General features: G+C 56.7%; 23 protein-coding genes, 1 tRNA gene and 1 pseudogene. 7 read left to right on the top strand and 18 right to left on the bottom strand.

Features of this window, described 5'->3' with window-relative positions:
• The first annotated feature begins 108 nt into the window (after nt 1-108).
• The 3 genes from LOY70_RS21075 (at nt 109) to LOY70_RS21085 (ending at nt 2,166) form a co-directional block, all read left to right on the top strand.
• On the top strand, nt 109-1,002 hold the full coding sequence (locus LOY70_RS21075; RefSeq protein WP_265029205.1) for a hypothetical protein: 894 nt from the start codon (nt 109-111) through the stop codon (nt 1,000-1,002).
• Nucleotides 1,003-1,459: 457 nt separating this feature from the next.
• Nucleotides 1,460-1,738, top strand: coding sequence for a short-chain dehydrogenase (locus LOY70_RS21080; RefSeq protein WP_265029206.1), 279 nt, complete (start codon nt 1,460-1,462; stop codon nt 1,736-1,738).
• Between the two features lie 161 nt (nt 1,739-1,899).
• Nucleotides 1,900-2,166, top strand: a complete 267-nt coding sequence (locus LOY70_RS21085; protein ID WP_265029207.1) for a hypothetical protein — start codon at nt 1,900-1,902, stop codon at nt 2,164-2,166.
• 292 nt (nt 2,167-2,458) lie between these two features.
• On the opposite strand, the gene LOY70_RS21090 is transcribed toward LOY70_RS21085, so the two are convergent.
• From LOY70_RS21090 to LOY70_RS21150, 13 genes are all read right to left on the bottom strand, one after another.
• A complete protein-coding gene (locus LOY70_RS21090) occupies nt 2,459-2,902 on the bottom strand; it encodes a DUF4124 domain-containing protein (protein WP_265029208.1) in 444 nt (147 codons plus the stop codon).
• A gap of 262 nt (nt 2,903-3,164) precedes the next feature.
• A complete protein-coding gene (locus tag LOY70_RS21095; RefSeq protein WP_265029209.1) occupies nt 3,165-3,602 on the bottom strand; it encodes a DUF1851 domain-containing protein in 438 nt (145 codons plus the stop codon).
• Nucleotides 3,603-3,716: 114 nt separating this feature from the next.
• Entirely contained in the window at nt 3,717-4,532 is an 816-nt protein-coding gene (locus LOY70_RS21100; protein WP_265029210.1) for a suppressor of fused domain protein, read from the bottom strand.
• Nucleotides 4,529-5,626: a sterol desaturase family protein gene (locus LOY70_RS21105; protein WP_265029211.1), complete on the bottom strand. Its 1,098-nt coding sequence runs from the start codon at nt 5,624-5,626 to the stop codon at nt 4,529-4,531. The genes LOY70_RS21100 and LOY70_RS21105 overlap by 4 nt, the downstream gene beginning before the upstream one ends.
• Nucleotides 5,627-5,754: 128 nt before the next feature.
• Entirely contained in the window at nt 5,755-6,576 is an 822-nt protein-coding gene (gene dapF, locus LOY70_RS21110) for a diaminopimelate epimerase (protein WP_265029212.1), read from the bottom strand.
• A gap of 65 nt (nt 6,577-6,641) precedes the next feature.
• On the bottom strand, nt 6,642-7,211 hold the full coding sequence (locus LOY70_RS21115; RefSeq protein ID WP_413776611.1) for a GNAT family N-acetyltransferase: 570 nt from the start codon (nt 7,209-7,211) through the stop codon (nt 6,642-6,644).
• 75 nt (nt 7,212-7,286) lie between these two features.
• Nucleotides 7,287-8,057, bottom strand: a complete 771-nt coding sequence (locus tag LOY70_RS21120; RefSeq protein WP_265029213.1) for a class I SAM-dependent methyltransferase — start codon at nt 8,055-8,057, stop codon at nt 7,287-7,289.
• Between the two features lie 67 nt (nt 8,058-8,124).
• A complete protein-coding gene (locus LOY70_RS21125; protein ID WP_265029214.1) occupies nt 8,125-8,763 on the bottom strand; it encodes a helix-turn-helix domain-containing protein in 639 nt (212 codons plus the stop codon).
• Complete coding sequence (locus tag LOY70_RS21130; RefSeq protein ID WP_265029215.1) at nt 8,760-9,092, bottom strand: type II toxin-antitoxin system HigB family toxin; 333 nt, start codon at nt 9,090-9,092, stop codon at nt 8,760-8,762. The genes LOY70_RS21125 and LOY70_RS21130 overlap by 4 nt, the downstream gene beginning before the upstream one ends.
• Nucleotides 9,093-9,246: 154 nt before the next feature.
• Entirely contained in the window at nt 9,247-10,203 is a 957-nt protein-coding gene (locus LOY70_RS21135) for a 2-hydroxyacid dehydrogenase (protein ID WP_265029216.1), read from the bottom strand.
• Nucleotides 10,204-10,235: 32 nt separating this feature from the next.
• Nucleotides 10,236-10,994: an SDR family oxidoreductase gene (locus tag LOY70_RS21140; RefSeq protein ID WP_123415982.1), complete on the bottom strand. Its 759-nt coding sequence runs from the start codon at nt 10,992-10,994 to the stop codon at nt 10,236-10,238.
• 42 nt (nt 10,995-11,036) lie between these two features.
• Nucleotides 11,037-11,729 carry a fumarylacetoacetate hydrolase family protein gene (locus LOY70_RS21145; protein WP_265029217.1) on the bottom strand — a complete coding sequence of 231 codons (693 nt, stop codon included), beginning with the start codon at nt 11,727-11,729 and terminating at the stop codon, nt 11,037-11,039.
• A 102-nt stretch (nt 11,730-11,831) separates the two neighbouring features.
• Nucleotides 11,832-13,163 (bottom strand): MFS transporter, encoded by a 1,332-nt coding sequence (locus LOY70_RS21150; RefSeq protein ID WP_265029218.1) that lies wholly within the window; start codon nt 13,161-13,163, stop codon nt 11,832-11,834.
• 564 nt (nt 13,164-13,727) lie between these two features.
• On the opposite strand from LOY70_RS21150, the gene LOY70_RS21155 reads away from it, so the two are divergent.
• A complete protein-coding gene (locus LOY70_RS21155; protein ID WP_103307972.1) occupies nt 13,728-14,660 on the top strand; it encodes a helix-turn-helix transcriptional regulator in 933 nt (310 codons plus the stop codon).
• Between the two features lie 21 nt (nt 14,661-14,681).
• Here LOY70_RS21155 and LOY70_RS21160 read toward each other — a convergent pair whose 3' ends face one another.
• The 4 genes and pseudogenes from LOY70_RS21160 to LOY70_RS21175 all read right to left on the bottom strand — a co-directional run bounded on the left by LOY70_RS21160 (nt 14,682) and on the right by LOY70_RS21175 (nt 16,317).
• Nucleotides 14,682-14,909 carry an integrase gene (locus tag LOY70_RS21160; protein ID WP_003204158.1) on the bottom strand — a complete coding sequence of 76 codons (228 nt, stop codon included), beginning with the start codon at nt 14,907-14,909 and terminating at the stop codon, nt 14,682-14,684.
• 141 nt (nt 14,910-15,050) lie between these two features.
• Nucleotides 15,051-15,533 carry a nuclear transport factor 2 family protein gene (locus LOY70_RS21165; protein ID WP_265038142.1) on the bottom strand — a complete coding sequence of 161 codons (483 nt, stop codon included), beginning with the start codon at nt 15,531-15,533 and terminating at the stop codon, nt 15,051-15,053.
• Between the two features lie 257 nt (nt 15,534-15,790).
• A pseudogene (locus LOY70_RS21170) lies at nt 15,791-16,096 on the bottom strand (MFS transporter); the annotation flags it as partial.
• Between the two features lie 131 nt (nt 16,097-16,227).
• Nucleotides 16,228-16,317 (bottom strand) — tRNA-Ser (locus LOY70_RS21175).
• Between the two features lie 308 nt (nt 16,318-16,625).
• Here LOY70_RS21175 and LOY70_RS21180 point away from each other — a divergent pair.
• From LOY70_RS21180 to LOY70_RS21190, 3 genes are all read left to right on the top strand, one after another.
• Nucleotides 16,626-17,315 carry a crotonase/enoyl-CoA hydratase family protein gene (locus LOY70_RS21180; RefSeq protein WP_025214812.1) on the top strand — a complete coding sequence of 230 codons (690 nt, stop codon included), beginning with the start codon at nt 16,626-16,628 and terminating at the stop codon, nt 17,313-17,315.
• A 215-nt stretch (nt 17,316-17,530) separates the two neighbouring features.
• Complete coding sequence (locus LOY70_RS21185) at nt 17,531-18,253, top strand: 1-acylglycerol-3-phosphate O-acyltransferase (protein ID WP_265029219.1); 723 nt, start codon at nt 17,531-17,533, stop codon at nt 18,251-18,253.
• A gap of 135 nt (nt 18,254-18,388) precedes the next feature.
• A complete protein-coding gene (locus tag LOY70_RS21190) occupies nt 18,389-19,360 on the top strand; it encodes a magnesium and cobalt transport protein CorA (protein WP_265029220.1) in 972 nt (323 codons plus the stop codon).
• Between the two features lie 62 nt (nt 19,361-19,422).
• Here the strand turns inward: LOY70_RS21190 and LOY70_RS21195 are convergent, their stop codons facing one another.
• Nucleotides 19,423-20,139, bottom strand: a complete 717-nt coding sequence (locus LOY70_RS21195; RefSeq protein WP_265029221.1) for an amidotransferase — start codon at nt 20,137-20,139, stop codon at nt 19,423-19,425.
• Nucleotides 20,140-20,162: the final 23 nt, after the last annotated feature.

Below are 20,162 nucleotides of genomic sequence, written 5' to 3' on the forward strand. Positions count from 1 at the left end.
TCTTTCCCATCAAGCCGTTGTGTAGTCCGTCTGGTGGCGTTCATAGTATCCCGGTCGCCCCAGATGCCTGGATCTGGTGACCCGATAGAAGGGAGCAATCTAACGTTGATGGAGAATGGTGCCGGAGCTCAAAGCGGCCTTGAAGATGGGAATGCCGCGACAGACAAATCACACGACGGAGATTTTGCAGCCAGATGCTTACAAAGCTTGGCAGGAACCGAAGACCTGTTTCTCTACCAAAACAGCTATGCCACGGATCTGCGCCTGTTAATGCCAGACGTGAGCCTTGGCACTAAACTCATAAGTGTCGTCGCCGAAAAACATTATGTCGACACAGAGGTTTATACGTTCCGTACGGGAGGAATAAATGGTCACTACTTTTCGGTAATGGTGACACCTGGCAAGGTTTGGATTGACGTCAGTTTGGTTGATCCCGGCCGAGGAGGTAACGGTATCTACGCTGCAGTAGGTGCTTTTGCTGCGAATACGAAACGGGAATTTATTGGCGATCCTGAAGGACTTTCAGACATTGCTATACGCCGACGGACTGACGCAATGCTTTCGTCCGCCCTAAAACGAAGGACGACTAATCATATTAGGCCACATCAGCGCCAGATTGATGGTGATGAACGGCTAGGCATCCCGTCGATCAAATGGATAGACGATGATACTATCGGCAACATCCAACGTATGCTTGAAACAGCATATGAATCCTTAGCCTTCTACGTGCCGGAGGTACGAAATGCTTGCTACGACTTCGAAAGTAAAACCTTCCGCGACGTTGCGGGCAGACAGCTTCTGGATGCAGATTTGGCAGAGTGGAGCTTTGAGCATCCAGGAAGCCGAAAGGCGGGCGCTGGGCTCGCAACGTTTAAAAGAGGCTTACTCGTCGGTACCCTTCTACGCCAGGAAAGCGGCTCGAGACCCGCAGTTCTGGAGCAAATTTTACGCGAGCCGCGTGAATTCGTAGAGAACGGCAATCTTGCCGGGATTTTCTATTAGCAATTTGAAACTTCCCTCAGCCGTCTCGATCCGTTCTTACTCAATTAGCTCCACCCCTTCTTCCCCACGACATCTGCCCACGAAAGATGTAGGCGGTGGGCCCGATGAGTTGTAGGTCCCATAGCTCGAATGCCTACAGCTATGGCAACGTCCTACATATGATTGGGAATCCCCTTCCCTATCAATCCCTTGCGTATTTTTTGCGGTGGCGGCTATAGTCCTGGCGTCGCCCAGATGGCGACCGGGTTTGGCGACTCGATTGACACAAGTGCAACGGTGCTTTCTGCTGTGGCAGAAGCACCCTTGTGCTCACAGAAACTGCTTTTATGGCAGCTGTGCGCGGGAGACCTTCGGGTCTGCCGGCTCCTTGTGTCTCCGGTTCGCCAACCTGCGTACAGCTGTCACCCTTCGTTTGGCGACGAAGCGTGACGGTTCACTCATGACACAAGGAATTGATATGAACCAATATATGGGTCTTACCAGCAACGCCGACGACCAACCCCTCTACGTCGATACCACCGCCCCACTACACATCCTGCTCGATGCAGCAGCCTACCGAATCCGTGCCGCTACCCAGTTTCTGGAAAATTTGGCGATGCGCGATGAACAGACCATCGATCCCGTAACCCTTCAGGATCTAGCGCAGCTGTGTTGCATTCCGCTGCGTGATGGTTGCGATGTGATGGATGTGATTGCGCGACGATTGGATGCGGCACCAGCAGGTTCCACTTTATAAATCTGCCAGCCGACAATCCGTGGTGAGGAGCTTGCTCCCGCTTGAGTGCGAAGCGTTCACAAAAAAGAGCTGCTACGCAGCCCAGCAGGAGCAAGCTCCCTCGCCACGGGTTCATCGTTTTCTTAGTCCGCGTTACTGGACTGTAGGTGGAGGAATTTTCAATGACCCAAACAGCTGCTGATAGCGTCGCGACTCGGGTCCGTAGGCCTGCTAAAGCCCACAATGTCACTGCTGAAGCTGACGATATGAGTCGTAGGGCCGTAACCATCACCCGTCTGGCTGGCGATGTTATCGAGCTGGATGACATCGAACGGTTGTTCGTCAATCTCAAGAGAAAAGGCGTTCTGAGCAAGTCTGAAATCCTGACACTCCAGAGCGAGTACCTTCAGGAGAAAAGACGTTCCAAGAAAGGCTTTGAGAACAAGTGAGTATATGGTCAGGCCAGGCTGGTGCAGGTCATATGCATGAGTGCTGATCTACAACTGCCCAAGAAAAATCGGTTTATGGTTAATTGATAGCGAGACTAATAACTTCAGCTTTGAAAGCTTCGTATCAGGGCGCTTGGGGCCGAATACTGCCTGGGACAGAGCTGCTTCGCCCCACGGACCGGAATAGAGGTATCCCTTACGCGCTAGAGTCGCTAGAGTCGCTAGAGTCGCTTGAACAGCACGAAAAGCTCGATCGCGCGAAACTATCAATTCAAATTCGTCACTCAAGAAATTACTGTTGGTAGTAAAGCTCTCGAGCCTCCTCTCTCAGACGCATAGCTTTTTCGTGATTGGTTTCGCTACCCTTATTCTTGATCACCGTCACGCCCGGAACTTTCGGTTTTAGGCTGTCGAGGTACTCCTCCTGAGCCCTTAAGCGTCGCTTGATACGACCATCCCTTGTATCTTCATCAGCGGAATCCCGAACTATAGTCGGCGAGTTAGGAGACGAAACCAAATCCGCGCTTTGAATTTCTCGTTGCTCAGAGGATGGTTTTATAGGCTCCCCCATCTTGTTGATTTTCAGCTCCTGTAGTTCTGCGCTCCCGCTTGCGGTTCCGCACCCGAAATTCGAGAACATCACGTGACCATCCGAGGTCGTGCATTTGTACACATCCGCAGCTTGGACAATGGAGCTACAAAGGGCCGCGAGTGCCAAGTGCGAAGTCCATTTCATGATGTACTCCCAAAGAGGCTGGAGGACACAGTAAACTGCTGTGACGCTCCAGTTTCTGAACCCAATAGTAAAAAGCACAGTACATTGATGATAGCCGCAATGACCAAGACTGCTGCCGGGTGCGCACTTTTATCGGAACGGGCTTCGGAGGTTCCCTCTGGCAGGTGGCCGCCCGTCAGGGAGGGCCACCATCGAGCCGAAGCAGACTGTCAGATTCCTGTGCAACGGTATGTCTCAGGGTATGAAGTGCTTTTGAAAGACGCTATTCCGTAACACTAAGGCGGATTTGTGCGCCATCTGGTAAACCGTCGATTTCCTCAGCAAGGTGGCCTGAAATTGCCACAAGCTCGTGAAGTGAGATGATCGCCAGATTGCTCCCCTCGTACTTCCCACCCAAAACGGCAGGGATTTTCAGACAGTACTTGTACCCAGGACGAAGCGGGCCGAGTCTTTCCCTGGCCTGGTTAACTAATACCTCCATGTACCAATCACGCAAAAAATCCTGGCTTTGAGAAAGTGCGTCAAACTCCGCGCGATCAATGGCGACACGATTGCAGTACAGGTCTTCGGGACACAGGCGCCAGTAACTACCCGCGGCATCTTCGATGATGAGGTTGCCAAAATCATTATCCCCAATAACTACTGCAGGGTTGAGCCCGGCCCAGCCCCACGCTTTTTCAATCTCTTCAATCAATTCCATGGGCGCCTCACTCTCCTTAAAAAATCCAATGCGACTCACTCAGCTAGTTGCATTTCATTCATAGCGAGTAACAACATTCTAGGCCGCCCGCTTTTGATCAATTGTCGCTTGGCATCACACAACACTCGCCCGACTCAGGCTGCTCAGATGCCCAACACCTGCCGCCTTCAAACGGTTCACCAGATCCTCCCGCGCCGCTCGTCCACCGGAACGGACATACTCCAGCTCCGCCGCGGTGATCAATACCACCGGCACCAATCTGACCGAGGACAAGGGCATGTCATCCAGTTGGGTAGGAAAATCCGGCTCCGGGGCCCCGAGCAGGACGCCGGCGGAGTCGTCATCTGTCACGAAGTGCTTGGGCAGTTGATCGCTCATGTGATGCGACTGGCTGACCCCGGGAAGTTCAAGGGATAGCGTCCCGTGTTGTTCGAGTTGGTGCGTGATGCCGCCCGCGTCGGCCACTGTTTTGGCGACGTTTTCTATCACCTCGAATGCCCAACTGCGCTTGAAGGGATCGACCTCACCTTGGGAGCCAAAGGCGTGCTCGGGTATATCCGCGGTTTCGATGAATAACTCCATCTCGAAACCGTTGCCCATGCCTTCAGTATCGTCGAATGGATCGGACAGGCCTTCAGTGGCGAGAATGATTGTGTTGCCACGGCGAACCACGCGGTAGGCCTGACGGGTCGAAGGCCAGTACGGGCCGCCCGAAAAAGTCGGGCTGATCAAGTAGGCAAGGACATCCCGCTCGACGGTGCCGACAGAACGCCAATGACGATCCAGGCATGCTTCGCCGGCCTCTCGGATGGCCAGATTGGCTGCTTCAGCCTCGGTCAGGTCGCCAATCTCGTTGGATTGCGGTGTGGGCTGTGCGTCTTGGGGTTCAGGGCCTTTCAGTGAACCGAGAAGCTTCTTGAAGAAATTCATGGGCGTTCCTTGCTGGATTTTCGCTCGGCCTCACCCGTTTCAGCACTCGCTGATCCGATGGCAGGCGTTGGGCGCATTGTGGCGTGATGGCGTTGATATGAAAACGCGGGTAGACACTTTCGAGCAGTTTCGACGAAAGGCGTGACAATCAGGCTATACACCGTCAGGTAACGCTGGTGGTCCTGTTCTCCGGTGCCGAAACGCAAGTGCTCGGGCTGCGTGCTGGTGACATAGAGCGTGCCAAACATCCAATCCCACAGCGACAGGTTGACGCCGAAATTGCGGTTGAAATGACGCGGTGCATCGCTGTGGTGGATCTGGTGCTGGGCCGGACTGTTCAGCACATGTTCCAGCACCGGACCAAAAGACAGCCAGACATGGGTGTGACGCAAGTTGGCCGCCAGGCTATTGAAAATGAACACCAGGTACGTCACGCCGAACAACGTGTAACGGCTGATCTCACCACCACAGACATACCAGAAGCCACCCGCGAAGAGACCCAGGCAGGCGGTGACGCCGAGCTTCTCGACGATCTTTTCCACAAAATGCACCCGACTCGCGGTGGCCGGCACCAGCACTGGCGCCGAGTGATGAACCTTGTGAAACGCCCAGAGCCAGCGCGAATGAAACGCACGGTGCGCCCAGTAGTGGACGAAGTCCTTCACCAGGAACACCCCCAGCCCATAGAGCAGGGCGAGCGAAAAATTCTCCCCCAGACGCGGACGCGCGTCCCAGAGGTTGCTGAAAAAAGCCAGATAATCCCCGGAACGCAGGATGTACGGATCGACCAGATGGACAATGGGCAATACCAAGGCAATCTTGAGAATGGCCCGGACGAAGTAGTAGCGATAATCCAGCAGTGCCGAACGATGCAGATGCACCTGGCTGCCGCCAATGAACTGCCAGAACGAACAGGCGTCGGTCAGGCCACGATGGTTTCTGTGGCGGAACAAGCCATAGGCGACGCCGTAGGAAGCGCAGAGAAACAGGATCCCAAGGCGGCCGTTCAAGTTGAAGATGCTGAAAAACTGATCGGTGATGGGGGCGATGACCCACTGGATCAGGTGTTGATAGACAAGGGAAAAAGCATCCACGAAATGCCAGCCTCGGTTGAAGGACAGCCATTGTAAATCAATCGCGTTCAGGCCTGCTGTCACGTCAACGACACTGGGGCCGCTTTCTGTCGTTCCCAAGCCCGTTTGATGGCCTCAGCCTCTGTTTGTCACGCGGTTGCTGTTAATAAGCTATCTGCAGTCATCCCCGAAAAACTGGCCTCCACCGGCCCAATGAGGAAGACCGTACCCACGCCGTCCCATCGAACCGTCACACTGCCGCCGTCACACTCAACCTCAACGCAACTATCCAACAAGCCACGCCGAATCCCGTTAACAGCGGCGCCACACGAGCAGGAACCCGAACCGAGCGCAATACCTGCCCCACGCTCCCAAATGCGCAACCGGATGTGCTTGCGGTTAATGACCTGGACGAAATGCACATTCGTTCCAATGGGAAATAGCGGATCAGTTTCGATAGCCGGTCCGATCGTCGCAATATCAACGCCTGCCAAGTCATCCACAAAATAAGTGCAATGCGGATTTCCCATGCTGCATGTTGCCGGGCTACCTGCAAGCGGCAAAGCAGCGGTGTCCAATTCCCGAGCCAAGGGAATAGCTTGCCAGTCGAAAAGCGGCAGCCCCATGTCGACAGAAATTTCTCCGGTCGAGGTTCGCTCGCAGGTGAGCAGGCCACGGTTGGTGCGCAGCACTATCGAAGTAACATTTTCTTCGCGCATGAGCATGTCTGCAGCACCTCGCGTCGCGCTGCCACAAACATCCAGCGCGGAGCCATCTGCGTTCCAAAACATCACACGAGCGTCGGCATCGTCGCAATCGAGCAGTACCGCCAGTTGATTGAAGCCGATGCCTCGATTCCGATCACCCATTCGCCGGGCCATGGCGCTTGTCACCGGATTGACCGAGTTTCGCGAGTCAACGACAACAAAATCATCGCCATTAGCGTGCATTTTATAAAAGCTCAGCGGCATCAACGGATCCTGGAAACGAGGCTGATGAAATGTCACTTGAAGGCCCCCATGCCTTCATTCGAATGCTACTCAATGCGCTCCGAACGCAGCCTTTTCCTGAGCCACTCCTCACGCGTTGTTTCCCAGATCTCCTTAAGCAATGGCCCACACACAAACTCACCCTGCTGCGTTGCAATCAGGCGCATGCCTTCGTGTTCCGAAACCTTGCGTGAAGCCTGGTTGCCCACCGCCTTGGGCACTTGCATGACAGGGCGCTCCAGTGTTTCGAACCAATAGGTGTTGATAACCTCACAGGCTTCGCGCATGTAGCCTTTTCCCTGCCACTGAGGCGCCAGCCAGAAGCCCCGGTTGTTCCCCGGTTGGTCGTACAGGCTGATGCTGCCGATGCTGTGTGCCGGATCTTCGAGCGTGCGGAGCATCCAATGCCATTCGCGCCCCGCGGCAATGGCAGGGAGTGCGTGGTCGCGCACGTACGTCAGCGCGCCGTCATCCGGGTAAGGCCAGGGCACGCGTTTGTCGAGATAACGCACCACTTCCCAACACGGAAACAGCTGTTGAATAGCCGCAACATCCGTCAGTTCAAGCGGCGTGAGGATGAGGCGGCGGGTCTGGAACGTGGGGATGGTTTCTATCATGAAAATTCCTTTTCAACGTCATGGCGTCCTTGAAAAACACCCGTTCTAAAAGAGTGGCATTGACCCGCCCTGCCCTCAATCCAAACGGCGACACAGATAGGCTTGGGTTTGATAAGGGAAATCAATAGTCTCACGCCCCCTCAAGGATGGATGCGTGTCGATCAAGTGCTGCAACTGGTCGCTCACCTTGGCCTTTTCAGCTGCCGGCAAGGCTGCGATGAAGCTCACCGACAGGAAGCGGTCCATGATGACTTCCTTGGCGGTTCCTGAATGCGTGTATTGAAAACAGGTCAGTTCGGGCGTCGAGAAGTCGTTTCCCGTGAAGGGTGACCGCCACGATCCGGTATGAAAACGCGGCGTATCGCCTTCGTACGGCGTGATGATGTCAGTGATGGCAGCCACCCAGTCCACCGACTCATCACGTACGTTCCAGATCAGCCCCAGTCGGCCATTCGGCCTGAGCACTCGGTGGATCTCGGCCAGCGCGCTTTCGTTTGCAAACCAGTGGAAGGCCTGGGCGCACACCAGTGCTTGTGCTGTTCCAGACCCGGACGGGATGCTTTCAGCCGTCCCCTCCACAATCCTGACGTCCGGTAGACTTTTGGCAAATTCGGCGCGCATGGCCTCAACCGGTTCGACTGCAACAACATCGAGTTCCATGGACTTCAACAATCGAGTGAATTTTCCCGTACCGGCGCCTAAATCGATAATCGTCGATCCTGGAACAAGGCCCAGTTCTTGTTCAAGCCAGGTACGTAGTTCGCTTGGGTAGTCCGGACGCCCCTTGGCATAAGTGTGGGCTTGGGATGAGTATCCGATCTGGGCGGCCTTTTGAATGTTTGCCATGAGCAACGACCCTCATTGTGATGTTCATTGGCCGGGCTGCCCCTGAATTGAAGAGGAGAATAATTGCCTAGCCCTTTTCCGGATCTTCAACTGTCTTTCTGCGCCCTTTCGGAGTCACCACTTTGTATTCACCGGTACCGGCCTCTGCAACTGGATGGGCGGTCAAGGAGTCGCTACGAAAGCGGTAATGAGCTGAGGTTTTCTTGGCGGCGGGGCGAACAGTTTGGATAGGCGTCGCCTTTGCCGGGGCTGCCGATAGGAAAGCACTCGGTTCCATCGCAAACCGCTCTGCCAGCGCGTACGCCATCTTGTGACTGATGGGCCGATCTCCACTGAGGACCTTGGACACTGCCGTTTTATCACCAATTTCAGGGAGGTCTGAACCAGTGAGCCCGAGCGTCTCCATCAAATCCTTGATCAGTTGCACAGGGGTGCAGGTTGCCTCAAAAGCGGCATTCGAGTCGCGGAATTGGTCGGAGTCGCGCTGGTAGGCCAGAATTTCATCCTCGAGCTCAGCGAGAATTTTCTCCTCGGTCTTGCTCAGTTCACGCCCGTCGGTGAGTTCATCGAGCAGGCCGGTCGCACGCTCATAGTCGGCGGGAGTCTTGATGCCGTGCACAAATTCCCCCCGCAGGCGCTCCAACACCGCGTGCAACTCACCAAGCGTTGCAATCACGGTTTGAAAGTCGTTCCGAGCTGCGCTCATCGTTTTACCCCTTTGTTTCTTGCATACCAGCTGTTGGCAACGTCGTAATCGGCATGCGTGTAGATGTGTTTGACGTAGAACTTCTGCCGGGTGTAGTTGACTCCGCCTATCACCCTGAGATTGTTGCCGCCTACGTCGATCACAACCCAATTCATCGCGCCCCTGGGCTTGAACAAGTCGACACCGTGCGTACCAAAAAGCTTTTGCAGGTCCGCGAACGCCTTGGGGCGGGCCATCCTCAAAATACGCAGGCAACGATCAAGCCCAGCCTTGTCGTTCGGGTACAAAATCGCAGCGTCGTCAAAACGTGATGGCGTGAGTATATCCATGGGCTTCCTTGTCTTTGAGCCGATGGTACTCTGGTTGTGTTTTTTCACAACTTCGGTTTTGTAACCATGTCGCAACACGGCTCCCGCCGGATAGACCTGACGTAACGCACGGCCACTTCGAGGAATCGTCACATCCCCGAAGCAGCCTGGGCATTCAACCCGTCACGCACCCCTGCGGCACTTTCCCAGCAAAACTATCCACCAGGCTCGCTACCACCATTTCCCCCATCCGCGTACGGGTCTGCAACGTCGCACTCGCGCGGTGCGGTTGCAGCACCACCTGCTCATTGCCAAACAACGCCTCGGGAACGTGCGGTTCATCGACGAACACATCCAGCGCCGCACCGGCGATATTACCGACGGTGAGTGCTGTTACCAGGTCGCTCTCGTTGACCAGTTTGCCGCGGGCCACGTTGATCAAATACCCGCCCTTGCCCAGGGCTTGCAGTACCTCGGCATTGATGATGGCTTCGCCCTTGTCGGCAGCGGCCGCGAGGATCAGGGCGTCGCTGTCGCGGGCCAGTTGCTTGAGATCGGCGACGAAGGTGTGGTTCACATCGTTCATGGGCTGCAGGTCGGTGTAGCTGATCGAGCAACCGAACGCTGCGGCTCGGGTGGCGACTGCGCGGCCGACCCGGCCCATGCCGACGATGCCGATGCGCATGCCGGACACCTGCCGGGCCAATGGCAGCAGGGCCAGCGGCGTCGGGCTCTGGGGCCATTGGCCCGAACGTACGTAACGATCACCGGTGCACAACCCACGGCACACGGCAATCAATAAGCCGATGGCCAGGTCGGCGACATCTTCGGTCAGCGCCCCTATGGTGGCCGTGACGCGGATTCCACGATCCCGGGCGTAGGCCAGGTCCACCGCATCGGTGCCCACACCGTTGACCGCCACCACTTCCAGTTTGGGCAGTTGTGCCATGAGCGCCTGGCTGATACCGGTATGGCCACCGGTGATCACAGCGCGAATGTTGGCGCCATGCGCCTGCAAATAGGCCGGCTTGTCGGCCTGTTCAAAATAGCGCCGGATCGTGAACAGCTCGTTGAGCCGCGTGTTGATTTCAGGGATCAGGATCGGGCTGAGCTGCAAGACTTCTGGCTTCATGTAGACCTCGTGTAACGAATAAAAAAACCGGTTTAACCGCGGCCGGCAAAAGGCATGGCCGTGGCCATGACGGTCATGTTCAGGACGTTGGCCGACAACGGCAGGCCGGCGATGTAGCGCACCGCATCGGCCACGTGCTTGACGTCCACCATCGGCTCCACCGCGATGCTGCCGTTGGCCTGACGCACGCCCTTGGTCATGCGCACGGACATTTCGGTGAGGGCGTTGCCGATGTCGATCTGGCTGCAGGCGATGTTGTATTCGCGGCCGTCCAGCGCCAACGATTTGGTCAATCCCAACACCGCATGTTTGCTGGCGGTGTAGGCGCTGCTGAACGGCCGTGGGGTGTGCGCCGAGATCGAACCGTTATTGATGATCCGTCCACCCTGGGGCTGTTGCCGGCGCATCAGGCCGAAGGCGCCGCGAGCGCAGAGGAAAACACCGTTAAGGTTGGTGTCGATCACGTTTCGCCATTGTTCGAACGTCAGTTCATCCAGCGGCACGGCGGGCGCGTTGACGCCGGCATTGTTGAATACGACGTCCAAGCGTCCGTAGGCCTCGGCGATGGCTGCAAACAGCGCATCGACACTGTCCGGGTCGCGCACATCGGTAGGCACCGCCAAGGCCTCGCGCCCCTCGCAGGCCGCCAACTCGACCAATGCCTGCAACGGCTCTGGCCGGCGGCCGGCCAACACCAGCGTGTACCCATCAGCCATCAGGCCCAGGGCCACCGCCCGGCCAATCCCGCTGCCCGCGCCAGTCACCAAAGCCACTTTCAATGGAGTGGACATGTCGTTTCTCCCTTTCTCAAATCAATAAGACGAGCGCCGGACTCAAGGTCGCGGACCGACGCGCATTTCCAGTTCGCCGATGCCATCGATGCCGGCCGTGATGACATCCCCCGGCTGCAGCACATCGACGCCTGCCGGGCTGCCGGTCATGATCAGGTCGCCAGCCCGCAGCGCTACCGATTGGGAAATGCGGGCGATCACTTCACTGACCGACCAGATCTGGCTGTCGAGGCTGTCGCGCTGGCGCTCTTGACCGTTCACGTTCAGCCACAACTCGCCTTCGGGGTGCCCCGCCCGCGACACCGGCACGATGGCCGTCATCGGCGCGGCGCCGTCGAACACCTTGGCGCCTTCCCAGGGCAGACCGTTGCGCTTGGCCAGGCGCTGAACATCACGCCGGGTCAGGTCAAGGCCGGCGGCATAGCCCCACACATAGGCCAGTGCCTGGCTTTCCGGGATGTTGGCGCCGCCCTCGCCGATGGCCACGACCAATTCGATTTCGTGAACGAACTCCTCCGTCACCGATGGAAACGCCACTTCGCCGACCGCCTCCACCACGCTACTGGCGGGTTTCATGAAGAACACCGGTGGCACTCGGGATTCGCCTTGGGTATCCGGCCAAGGGTAGTTGCGGCCGACACAAAAAACCCGGCCGACGGGAAAGCGCTGCTGGGTGCCGAGAACCGGCAAGGTCACTGGCAGGTCCGGGGTAAAGACGTACTCGGGCATGTTCATCCTGGTAAAAGTCCTGATAGAAGCGTCAGCGTACGGCGGCAATCCCTGGCTAAGTTGGAGGAATGCCGCCTCGTGTTGGAGAAAAACAGCTTTTTTCCGGGCTCAGCGCGCCTTGAGTTCAATGCGATACAAACGGCCAAGCAGCAACGAATAAGACAAGGTGCCGATCAGCGCCACACCGCCGATGAACCAGAAGGCCAAGGCGAAGGAGCCCGTCTTGTGGACGATCGCCCCAATCACAATCGGAGTAACGATGCCGCCGATGTTGGCCGCCAGACTGGTGATGCCGCCGGTCAGTCCGATCAGTTCCTTGGGCGCCACTTCCGACACCGCCGCCCACGAGGACGAAGCAATGCCTTGGGCGAAGAAGGCAATCGTCAGCACAGCGATGCAGATCACGTTCGAATCGGTGAAATTCACCAGGACGATGGACATGCCCAGCATCGACCCGACCACCAACGGCAACTTGCGGGCGAAGGACAGCGAGTAGCCTCGGCGTATCAGCAGATCGGAGACGATCCCGGCCAGCAGGATGCCCACCGTGGCGCCCACGAACGGCAGTACGGCGAAGACGCCCGCCTTGATCATGGTCAGTTGACGCTCTTCGATCAGGTACGTGGGGAACCAGGTGAGAAAGAAGTACAGCGCTGATGTGCTGGCGAACTTGCCGATGCAAATCGCCCAGACTTGCCGATAGCTGAACAGCTCGGCGATCTGCCGCCAGTTGAACCGGGTTCGCTCTTGGCTGCTCTTGACCAGCCCGCCCCCGGCTTCGATGTACTTGAGTTCTTCCTTGCTGACTTTCTTGCAGTTCATCGGGTCGCGATACAGGAACAGCCAAGCCACACCGAAAACGATGCCGAGCGCACCGGTGCTGTAGAACACATGGCGCCAGTCGTAGGTAGTCGCCAGCCATAGCAGCGCACCGGTAAACAGCGCCGTGCCCAGGTACTGGCCGCAGACGTAAATACTGCTGGCAAGGCCCCGTTCACGCGCCGGGAACCACACCGTGACCGCCCGGCTGTTGGCCGGAAACGCCGGCGCTTCCATCGCACCGACCGCCAGGCGCAGACCGAACAGCGAAGCGAAGCCCGTGGCAAAGCCCTGGCACACCGTAACGGTCGACCAACTGATCAGTGACACTCCGTAGGTGAACCGGGAACCGAAGCGGTCGGCGATGAACCCGGCGGGTACCAGCGCAATGGCGTAGGTCCAGGCAAACGCAGAAAAAATCAGCCCCATCTCGATCTTGTCCAGGCCCAGGTCCTTGGCGAGAAAGGGTGCGGCAATCGAAATATTCACTCGATCGATGTAGTTGATGATCGTCGCGATCAGCAGCAACGACAGCATGAACCAACGCCGCCGCGACGGCAGGCGCTCAGGCACCACGGCGTCCCGGGCGCTTGCAATTTGGGAGGTGTGGGAGTTCGACATGGTGGACCTCATTATTGTTAGAAGCGTCGAAATGTTTACGAGCAGCCGAAATCAATGCCCTCGATGCCGGGGCAGAACAATCGCTACAGGAATGAGAGGCGCGAACAGCCGGTGTCAGGTGTTCAGATAGGCCTTGCAACAGGATCTGTCGCAGGAGCGGTCGGGAGGGTCAGCGTGAAACAGGAACAGGCTCATGATGTGCGCACCTTTTGATTGTTTTTGGATGGAGGGTCGGGTTGCGTGGCCCAACAGTGGTCGTACAACCATTCAAAATCAACTGAGGTGTTAGATCATTTTTCCCGGTTGCAACCGTACCCAAGAAACCTGTCCAAAAAAACAAGATCGCTGATTTTTTTAAAATCGTTTTTAAAAACAACATAACTAACTGTTTTTAAACGATAAATATTATAAATACGAATTTGTCGTTTTGGACAACCAACTGCCATCCTCGGGCTACAGAAAATTCAGTCTTGGCACCCTGTCATCGTATAACACCTTGAAAATCGTCCAGATGCACCGTCACAATCGTCGTCACCGCCAAGCCCCGCAGAGGATTCCCAGGAGATGTCATCACCGAGCCGAGTCCCCACCTATGTCATGCAGCAACGCAGCGAATTGACGGACTTCTACATCCGCGACAAAAAGGGCCGACGCGCCGAAACCAGCCCGCATCGCCATGAGTACTTCCAGATCCAGATCAACCTCGGTGGCGACACCGTGCAACACATTGGCAACGTCGAGCGTCCATTTCCACGCAACACCCTGGCCTTCATCCTGCCCCACCGCGTGCATGTGATTCCGCACCCGGCGGATAGCAACTTCATGGTGATCAATTTTTCCCAGACGTTCCTGTTGCCACATTTGCAGTGCGACCCGATGGACCTGGAAGAAGTCTCGATTCTGCTGGCGCCGGAACTCTCGCCGTTTCGTTTCCAGGAGCACCTGGACTTCATTCTTGGCGACGACGATTTCGCCAAGGTATGCGCGTTGATCACGCAGATGCGCGCACTGGACGAGAATCGACAATTCGGCACCCGCGAGATGCTCAAGGGTTTGCTGCTGCAACTGATCGGCAGCGTCTGCGCCTTGTACGCCGAGCCGCTCAAGCGCTTGGCCGAAGAAAACGCCGCCGAAGTCAGCCGACGCGATGCGCTGGGCCGAATGTCCGAATACCTGCGCAAGAACATCGCCGACCCGGACCTCAACCTGATCAAAGTAGCGGCGGCGACCTACCTGTCGCCGACCTACCTGACCCACTGGCTGCGCAAGGAAATCGGCAAGACCTTTACCGAACTGGTGCTCGAACGTCGAATGCATGCGGCGCGCAATTACTTGCTCAATGGCACGCGCCCGGTGGGTGAAGTGGCGAGGTTGTGCGGGTTTGCCGACGAGGCTTATTTTTCCAGGCGTTTTCGCCAGATACATGGCCAACCGCCAGGGCAGTTCAGGCGCCAGCAGTTGAATCCGGACAGTCCGCAGTTGCCGTTGAACACATAAGCCGACAATCGCGAATACGGCTCACCGCAGGATCAACACCGCCGCCACCGCAATCACGGCCACCACGCCGAAGACCATTCGCGCGATCCACGGCGCGGTGAGCCAGACGCCGGTCACCCCGGCAATCTGCCCCACGTTCTTCTCGGTCAGACGGAAACTCGGTTCCCGGAAAGGATTGCCGCAATGTGGGCAGGCGTAGGCCTTGTCGGAGATTCGGGAAGCGCATTCAGGGCAATCGATCAGACTCATTGTGCGACCTCAGGGACAGACGAATTTGGGGTACTGACAAAGACCACGCATTTCCGGTTTTTGTTCTGAATCGAGTAAACCTTTTGGAGAGCACGCTACGGAAAAGCGAACGGCTTCACAGCCAACAATATAGCCCAGCCACTACTGCGGGGGGGTTACGCGCCGGATAAGATCGTTCAACACATAGGTGTCCAGAAAGGCTGTGACTTCAATGACCTGACCATTCTTGAAGGTCATGTGCCACAGATAGGTGTTGTTGTAGGGTTTGTGATCAAGCGCCGTGGCTGTTCCGTCCCACAGAACAACCACCACATCATTCTGCGCAACGATGCTCTGCACCGTGGGGACGATCGGTGTTGCCAGTCGCGCGGTAATGGGCCGCACGACTTGGGCCAGCTCAGCCTTGCTGTTATAGACACCTGAAACAGGACTCGTCCCGGCCACGGTCCATTTCGCATTGGGCGCCAGCAGATCGAACACCGTGCCTTTGCCCTGCTGCCAGTTAGTGAACGCCTGGCGGACCAGAGTCGCATTCGCGTGTTGGGGGTTTTCCGAAGCCCAGACGTTGTTCGTAAAAAATATTAAAGACAGTGCAAGAGCCTGGACGCGCCAAGCGAAATTCATCCATCTGGTCATGATGTTCTCTCACAGCAATGCAGTTGATAAGACGCTCTTCCAGGAGGACCTTAACGGCATGTGCCCAGAAACCTTTGCCTGATACTGCTGTGAAGTTGCCTGATGCTATTCAGTGACGAGGCTCCACGAGCAGCCGTTCATCAAGCAATTTGCCGTGCCTTTCTACCTTCAGTCTTCGCGACCTTCTTGCACCTGTGCTCAAACTCCCTCCACCGGGAAGCTATCGCACACCTGGGGAGATCTTTTCATTCCGAAAGAGAGGCTGATTTCCAGAATCGCCCGGCCAGCCAGCGACTGACACTCAAGGCCCAGGCAAACAGAGCGATCAATCCGACACTCAGCAGCATCCCCTTCACGCCCGTGCTGCTGATGAGCTTTCCGGCGATAAAGGGAAACCCGAATACACCAATGAAGTAAGACAGGCTGAAAAGCAGCAGTGCTTGTGCGGTCAGTCCAGGTAGCGCTTCATTGGCAGCCAAGCCATTAATGACCGGATAGTTGAGACCATAACCGACCCCAAGCAAGGCGGCGGTCAACCCATAACTCAGACTGGAAACTCGCACCTTTAGCGCTGACGGCGTATCACCTGGGTGCCATTGCCCCTATCGGCATTTTTCAGACAGCAGAAACCACAAAGCCCCTGGTTTTCTTGGAAAACCAGGGGCTTTGTATGTATCGAATGTGGCGGTGAAGGAGAGATTCGAACTCTCGATACAGTTTCCTGTATACACACTTTCCAGGCGTGCTCCTTAAGCCACTCGGACACTTCACCGTATCTCGGCAAACTGTTCAGTCTGTCGAGGCGCGCTAATGTAGTCGAAAGCTTTTCCGATGGCAAAGGTTTTTTTCAGAATTTTCATGCGGTTAAGGTGGTCGGGCATTTCAAACGAGCCGAGGCATGGCAAACCGGCCAATCTCCGGGGTTGCCTATGCGCAGCCCTTTAGACGGAGGCGCGGCTGGATTGGGCGGGCCAGGCTGTTTACGCGGTGCCGGACTGACCGGTGAGTCAGTCACGGCGCTTTACCTGGCCCGCGCCGGTGGGTAACGTCTGCGTCACTTCTCTTACAAGGAATTGCGTCATGAGCGATCTGATTGCCTACCACCTCGAAGACGGTATCGCGACCCTGACCTTGAACAATGGCAAGGTGAATGCCATCTCGCCGGATGTGATTGCCGCATTCAACGCTGCGCTGGATCAGGCGACAGCGGATCGGGCGGTGGTGATCATTACCGGGCAACCGGGGATTTTGTCGGGTGGTTACGACCTGAAAGTAATGACCGCCGGCCCCAAGGAAGCGGTGAACCTGGTCACGGCCGGCTCGACGCTGGCTCGACGCCTGTTGTCGCACCCCTTCCCCGTCGTTGTCGCCTGTCCGGGGCATGCGGTCGCCAAAGGTGCGTTCCTGCTGCTGTCGGCGGATTACCGCATCGGCGTGGACGGGCCGTTCAGCATCGGTCTGAATGAGGTGCAGATCGGCATGACCATGCACCACGCGGGTATCGAGTTGGCCCGTGATCGCTTGCGCAAGTCAGCGTTTCACCGCTCGGTGATCAATGCCGAGATGTTCAACCCGCAAAGCGCGGTGGATGCGGGGTTCCTCGACAAGGTGGTGTCGGCAGAAGAACTGCAGGGCGCGGCCTTGGAGGCGGCGCGTCAATTGAAGAAAATCAACATGACGGCCCACAAGAACACCAAGCTGAAAGTCCGCAAGGCCCTGCTGGAAACCCTGGACAGTGCGATTCTGCTGGATCAGGAACACATGGGCTAACGCGCCTTCCTTCGCCAAACTAAAAGCCCGACCCCGTGTCGGGCTTTTTCCTACATGCATTGCTTAAAAATCAGCAACCGCTCTAGCCCGCTTCTGTCACGTTGTTCAGAAACATACGCTTAAATATCGTCCATCTCCTACCTCTATAGGGGCAATTGCCGAAATCAGTGCACATCCGTACACTGCGCCACCTTTTGTCCCGATAGGGCCTGTAGATGCTGTTTGTACTGCGTATGTTGTTGATGGGGCTGCACTTTGTCTTGGCGGGTGTGCTTGGCGTAATCCTGGGGATATGCCGCCCGTTCAACCCGGACAACAGTCGTTTATGCGCCAGGCTGTATGCCCTGCCCGCCATGTATATTTTGGGCCTGCAGATCAGGGCCGACGTTGGCGGGCTGGCGGATAAACCCCAAAGTTGCGTGATCATCGCTAACCACCAGTCCAACTATGACCTGTTCGTGTTCGGCAATGTAGTGCCGCGCCGTACTGTGTGCATTGGCAAGAAAAGCCTGAAGTGGGTGCCGCTGTTCGGGCAACTGTTCTGGCTGGCGGGCAATGTGCTGATCGACCGCGGCAATGCGATCAAGGCGCGTCAGTCGATATTGACCACCACGCATACCTTGCAGCACGAGGACACGTCGATCTGGGTGTTTCCGGAAGGGACGCGAAATTTTGGCGAAGACCTGCTGCCCTTCAAGAGAGGCGCATTCCAGATGGCCATAGCCGCCGGGGTGCCCATTGTCCCGGTCTGCGTCAGTAACTATATCAAGCACATGCGCCTGAATCGTTGGCACAGCGGTGAAGTCCTCATACGCTCATTGCCGGCAATTCCTACAGCAGGGCTGAGCATGGATGACATGCCCGAGCTTATCGCCCGGTGCCGCGAGCAAATGCGTGAATGCATCGAGGCCATGGACCGGCAGCTGCAACGGACCTGAAAGAAACCCGCTCTTGCAGCGGGTTTTCTTTTGCCTACGAACTTGGCAGATTTTGCTGACTCTCAACCGGTAGGGCACGTTAAGCTGGACAGTGCCTTGCCACTGCCATTTTCCAATAAGAAGTGAATAACCATTATGGGTAGAGTCGTTGCTGCTGCGGTTTACAGCGCCGGAAAGAAAATCACCAACATTACCCTCGACGAAGGCAGTGCCTGGGCGGCCAAACCGGGTCACTTTGTGTGGATCGGCCTGGAAGAGCCCAGCGCCCTGGAACTGACCAACCTGCAGCGCCAATTCAACCTGCATGAACTGGCGATCGAAGACGCCATGGAAAAGCACAGCCGCCCTAAGCTTGAGACCTTTGGCGATGCGCTGTTTATCGTCACGTATTCGCCGATACGCAAGGACGGCAAGCTGCAGTTCATCGAAACCCATATCTTCGCCGGCAAGGGCTACATCATCACCGCCCGTAACGGTCACTCAGCGTCCTACGCCCACGTCCGGCAACGCTGTGAAGCACGTCCTATCCTGCTGGAGCATGGGGAAGATTTCGTGCTCTACGCCATCCTTGATTTCGTCATTGAAAACTACCAGCCAGTGGGTGAGGCCATCCACGCTGAGATCGATGAACTGGAGCGCAACGTGCTGTGCAGCGCCCTGAACGAACGAGACATCCAGAACCTCCATAGCCTGCGCCGCGATGTGCTGCGCCTGCGTCGCTACGCGGCACCGATGGTGGAAATCAGCGAAGAACTGCAGAGACTGGACTTTCCCTTCATCGACAAAAACATGAGTCCATATTTCCGCGATGTGCAGATTCATGTCACGCGGCAAATGGAAGACCTGGCGACCCTGGCCGACATCGCCAGCCAGACCATCGAGGTTGGCGTACTGCTCGAAGCGTCGCGCCAGAGCGTAGTGCAACGCAAGTTTGCGGCGTGGGCGGCGATTCTGGCATTCCCTACCGCAGTGGCTGGCATCTACGGGATGAACTTCGAGAACATGCCGGAATTGACCTGGCACTATGGGTATTTTCTCGTACTGGGGTTTATTGGAGTGGGTTGTACTGCGCTGTGGGCGAGCTTCAAGCGCTCGGGATGGCTGTAGGAACAGCTGCAAGCTGCAAGCTCAGGATTGCAGCCCTTAACTTGTAGCTCGCAGCTTATAGCTCACAGCTGCTTCTGAGCGACAAACCGCATCATCCACTCCGCCACCGTGGTGCCGTGGTGCTCCTGGGCGAGGCTCGCCACGCCCTGGCTGTAGACCTGCTCGCCGAGGTGTTGCTGGCGAATCTCCAGCAAGGCCCGGGAATAATCGTGGATGAATTCCGGATGGCCCTGGAAGCACAGCACCTGGTCGTTGATGTGATAGGCGGCGAACGGGCAGAAATCGCTGGACGCAATGACCGTGGCATTTTCGGGCAATTGGGTCACCTGGTCCTGATGGCTGATCAACAAGGTCAGTTCTTCCATCACCGGGCTCATCCACGGCGCCTTGGCCGCGAGTGTGTAGCGATGGGTGCCGACGCCCCAGCCCTGGGTAGCGCGTTCAGTCTTGCCGCCCAGCAACAGCGCCAACAGTTGATGGCCGAAGCACACGCCCAGTAGCTTGTCGCCACGCTGATAACGGTCCAGCAGGTAGGTCTTGAGGGTTTGAATCCAGGGGTCGCTGCCGAAAGAATCAGCCTTGCTGCCGGTCACAAGATAAGCGTCGAACTGCTCGTCATCGCTGGGGTAGTACCCCTGCATCACGTTGTACACCGTGAACTCGGCCGCCACGGGCTGTTGTGAAAACAGGCGCTGGAACATCTGCCCGTAACCCTGATATTGGTCGACCAGTTCCGGACGCAGGATATCGGTTTCCAGAATGCAGATGCGTAGCGACATAAAAAATACCTGACACGATGATG

The sequence above is a fragment of the Pseudomonas sp. B21-054 genome (assembly GCF_026016345.1).
Classification (GTDB): domain Bacteria; phylum Pseudomonadota; class Gammaproteobacteria; order Pseudomonadales; family Pseudomonadaceae; genus Aquipseudomonas.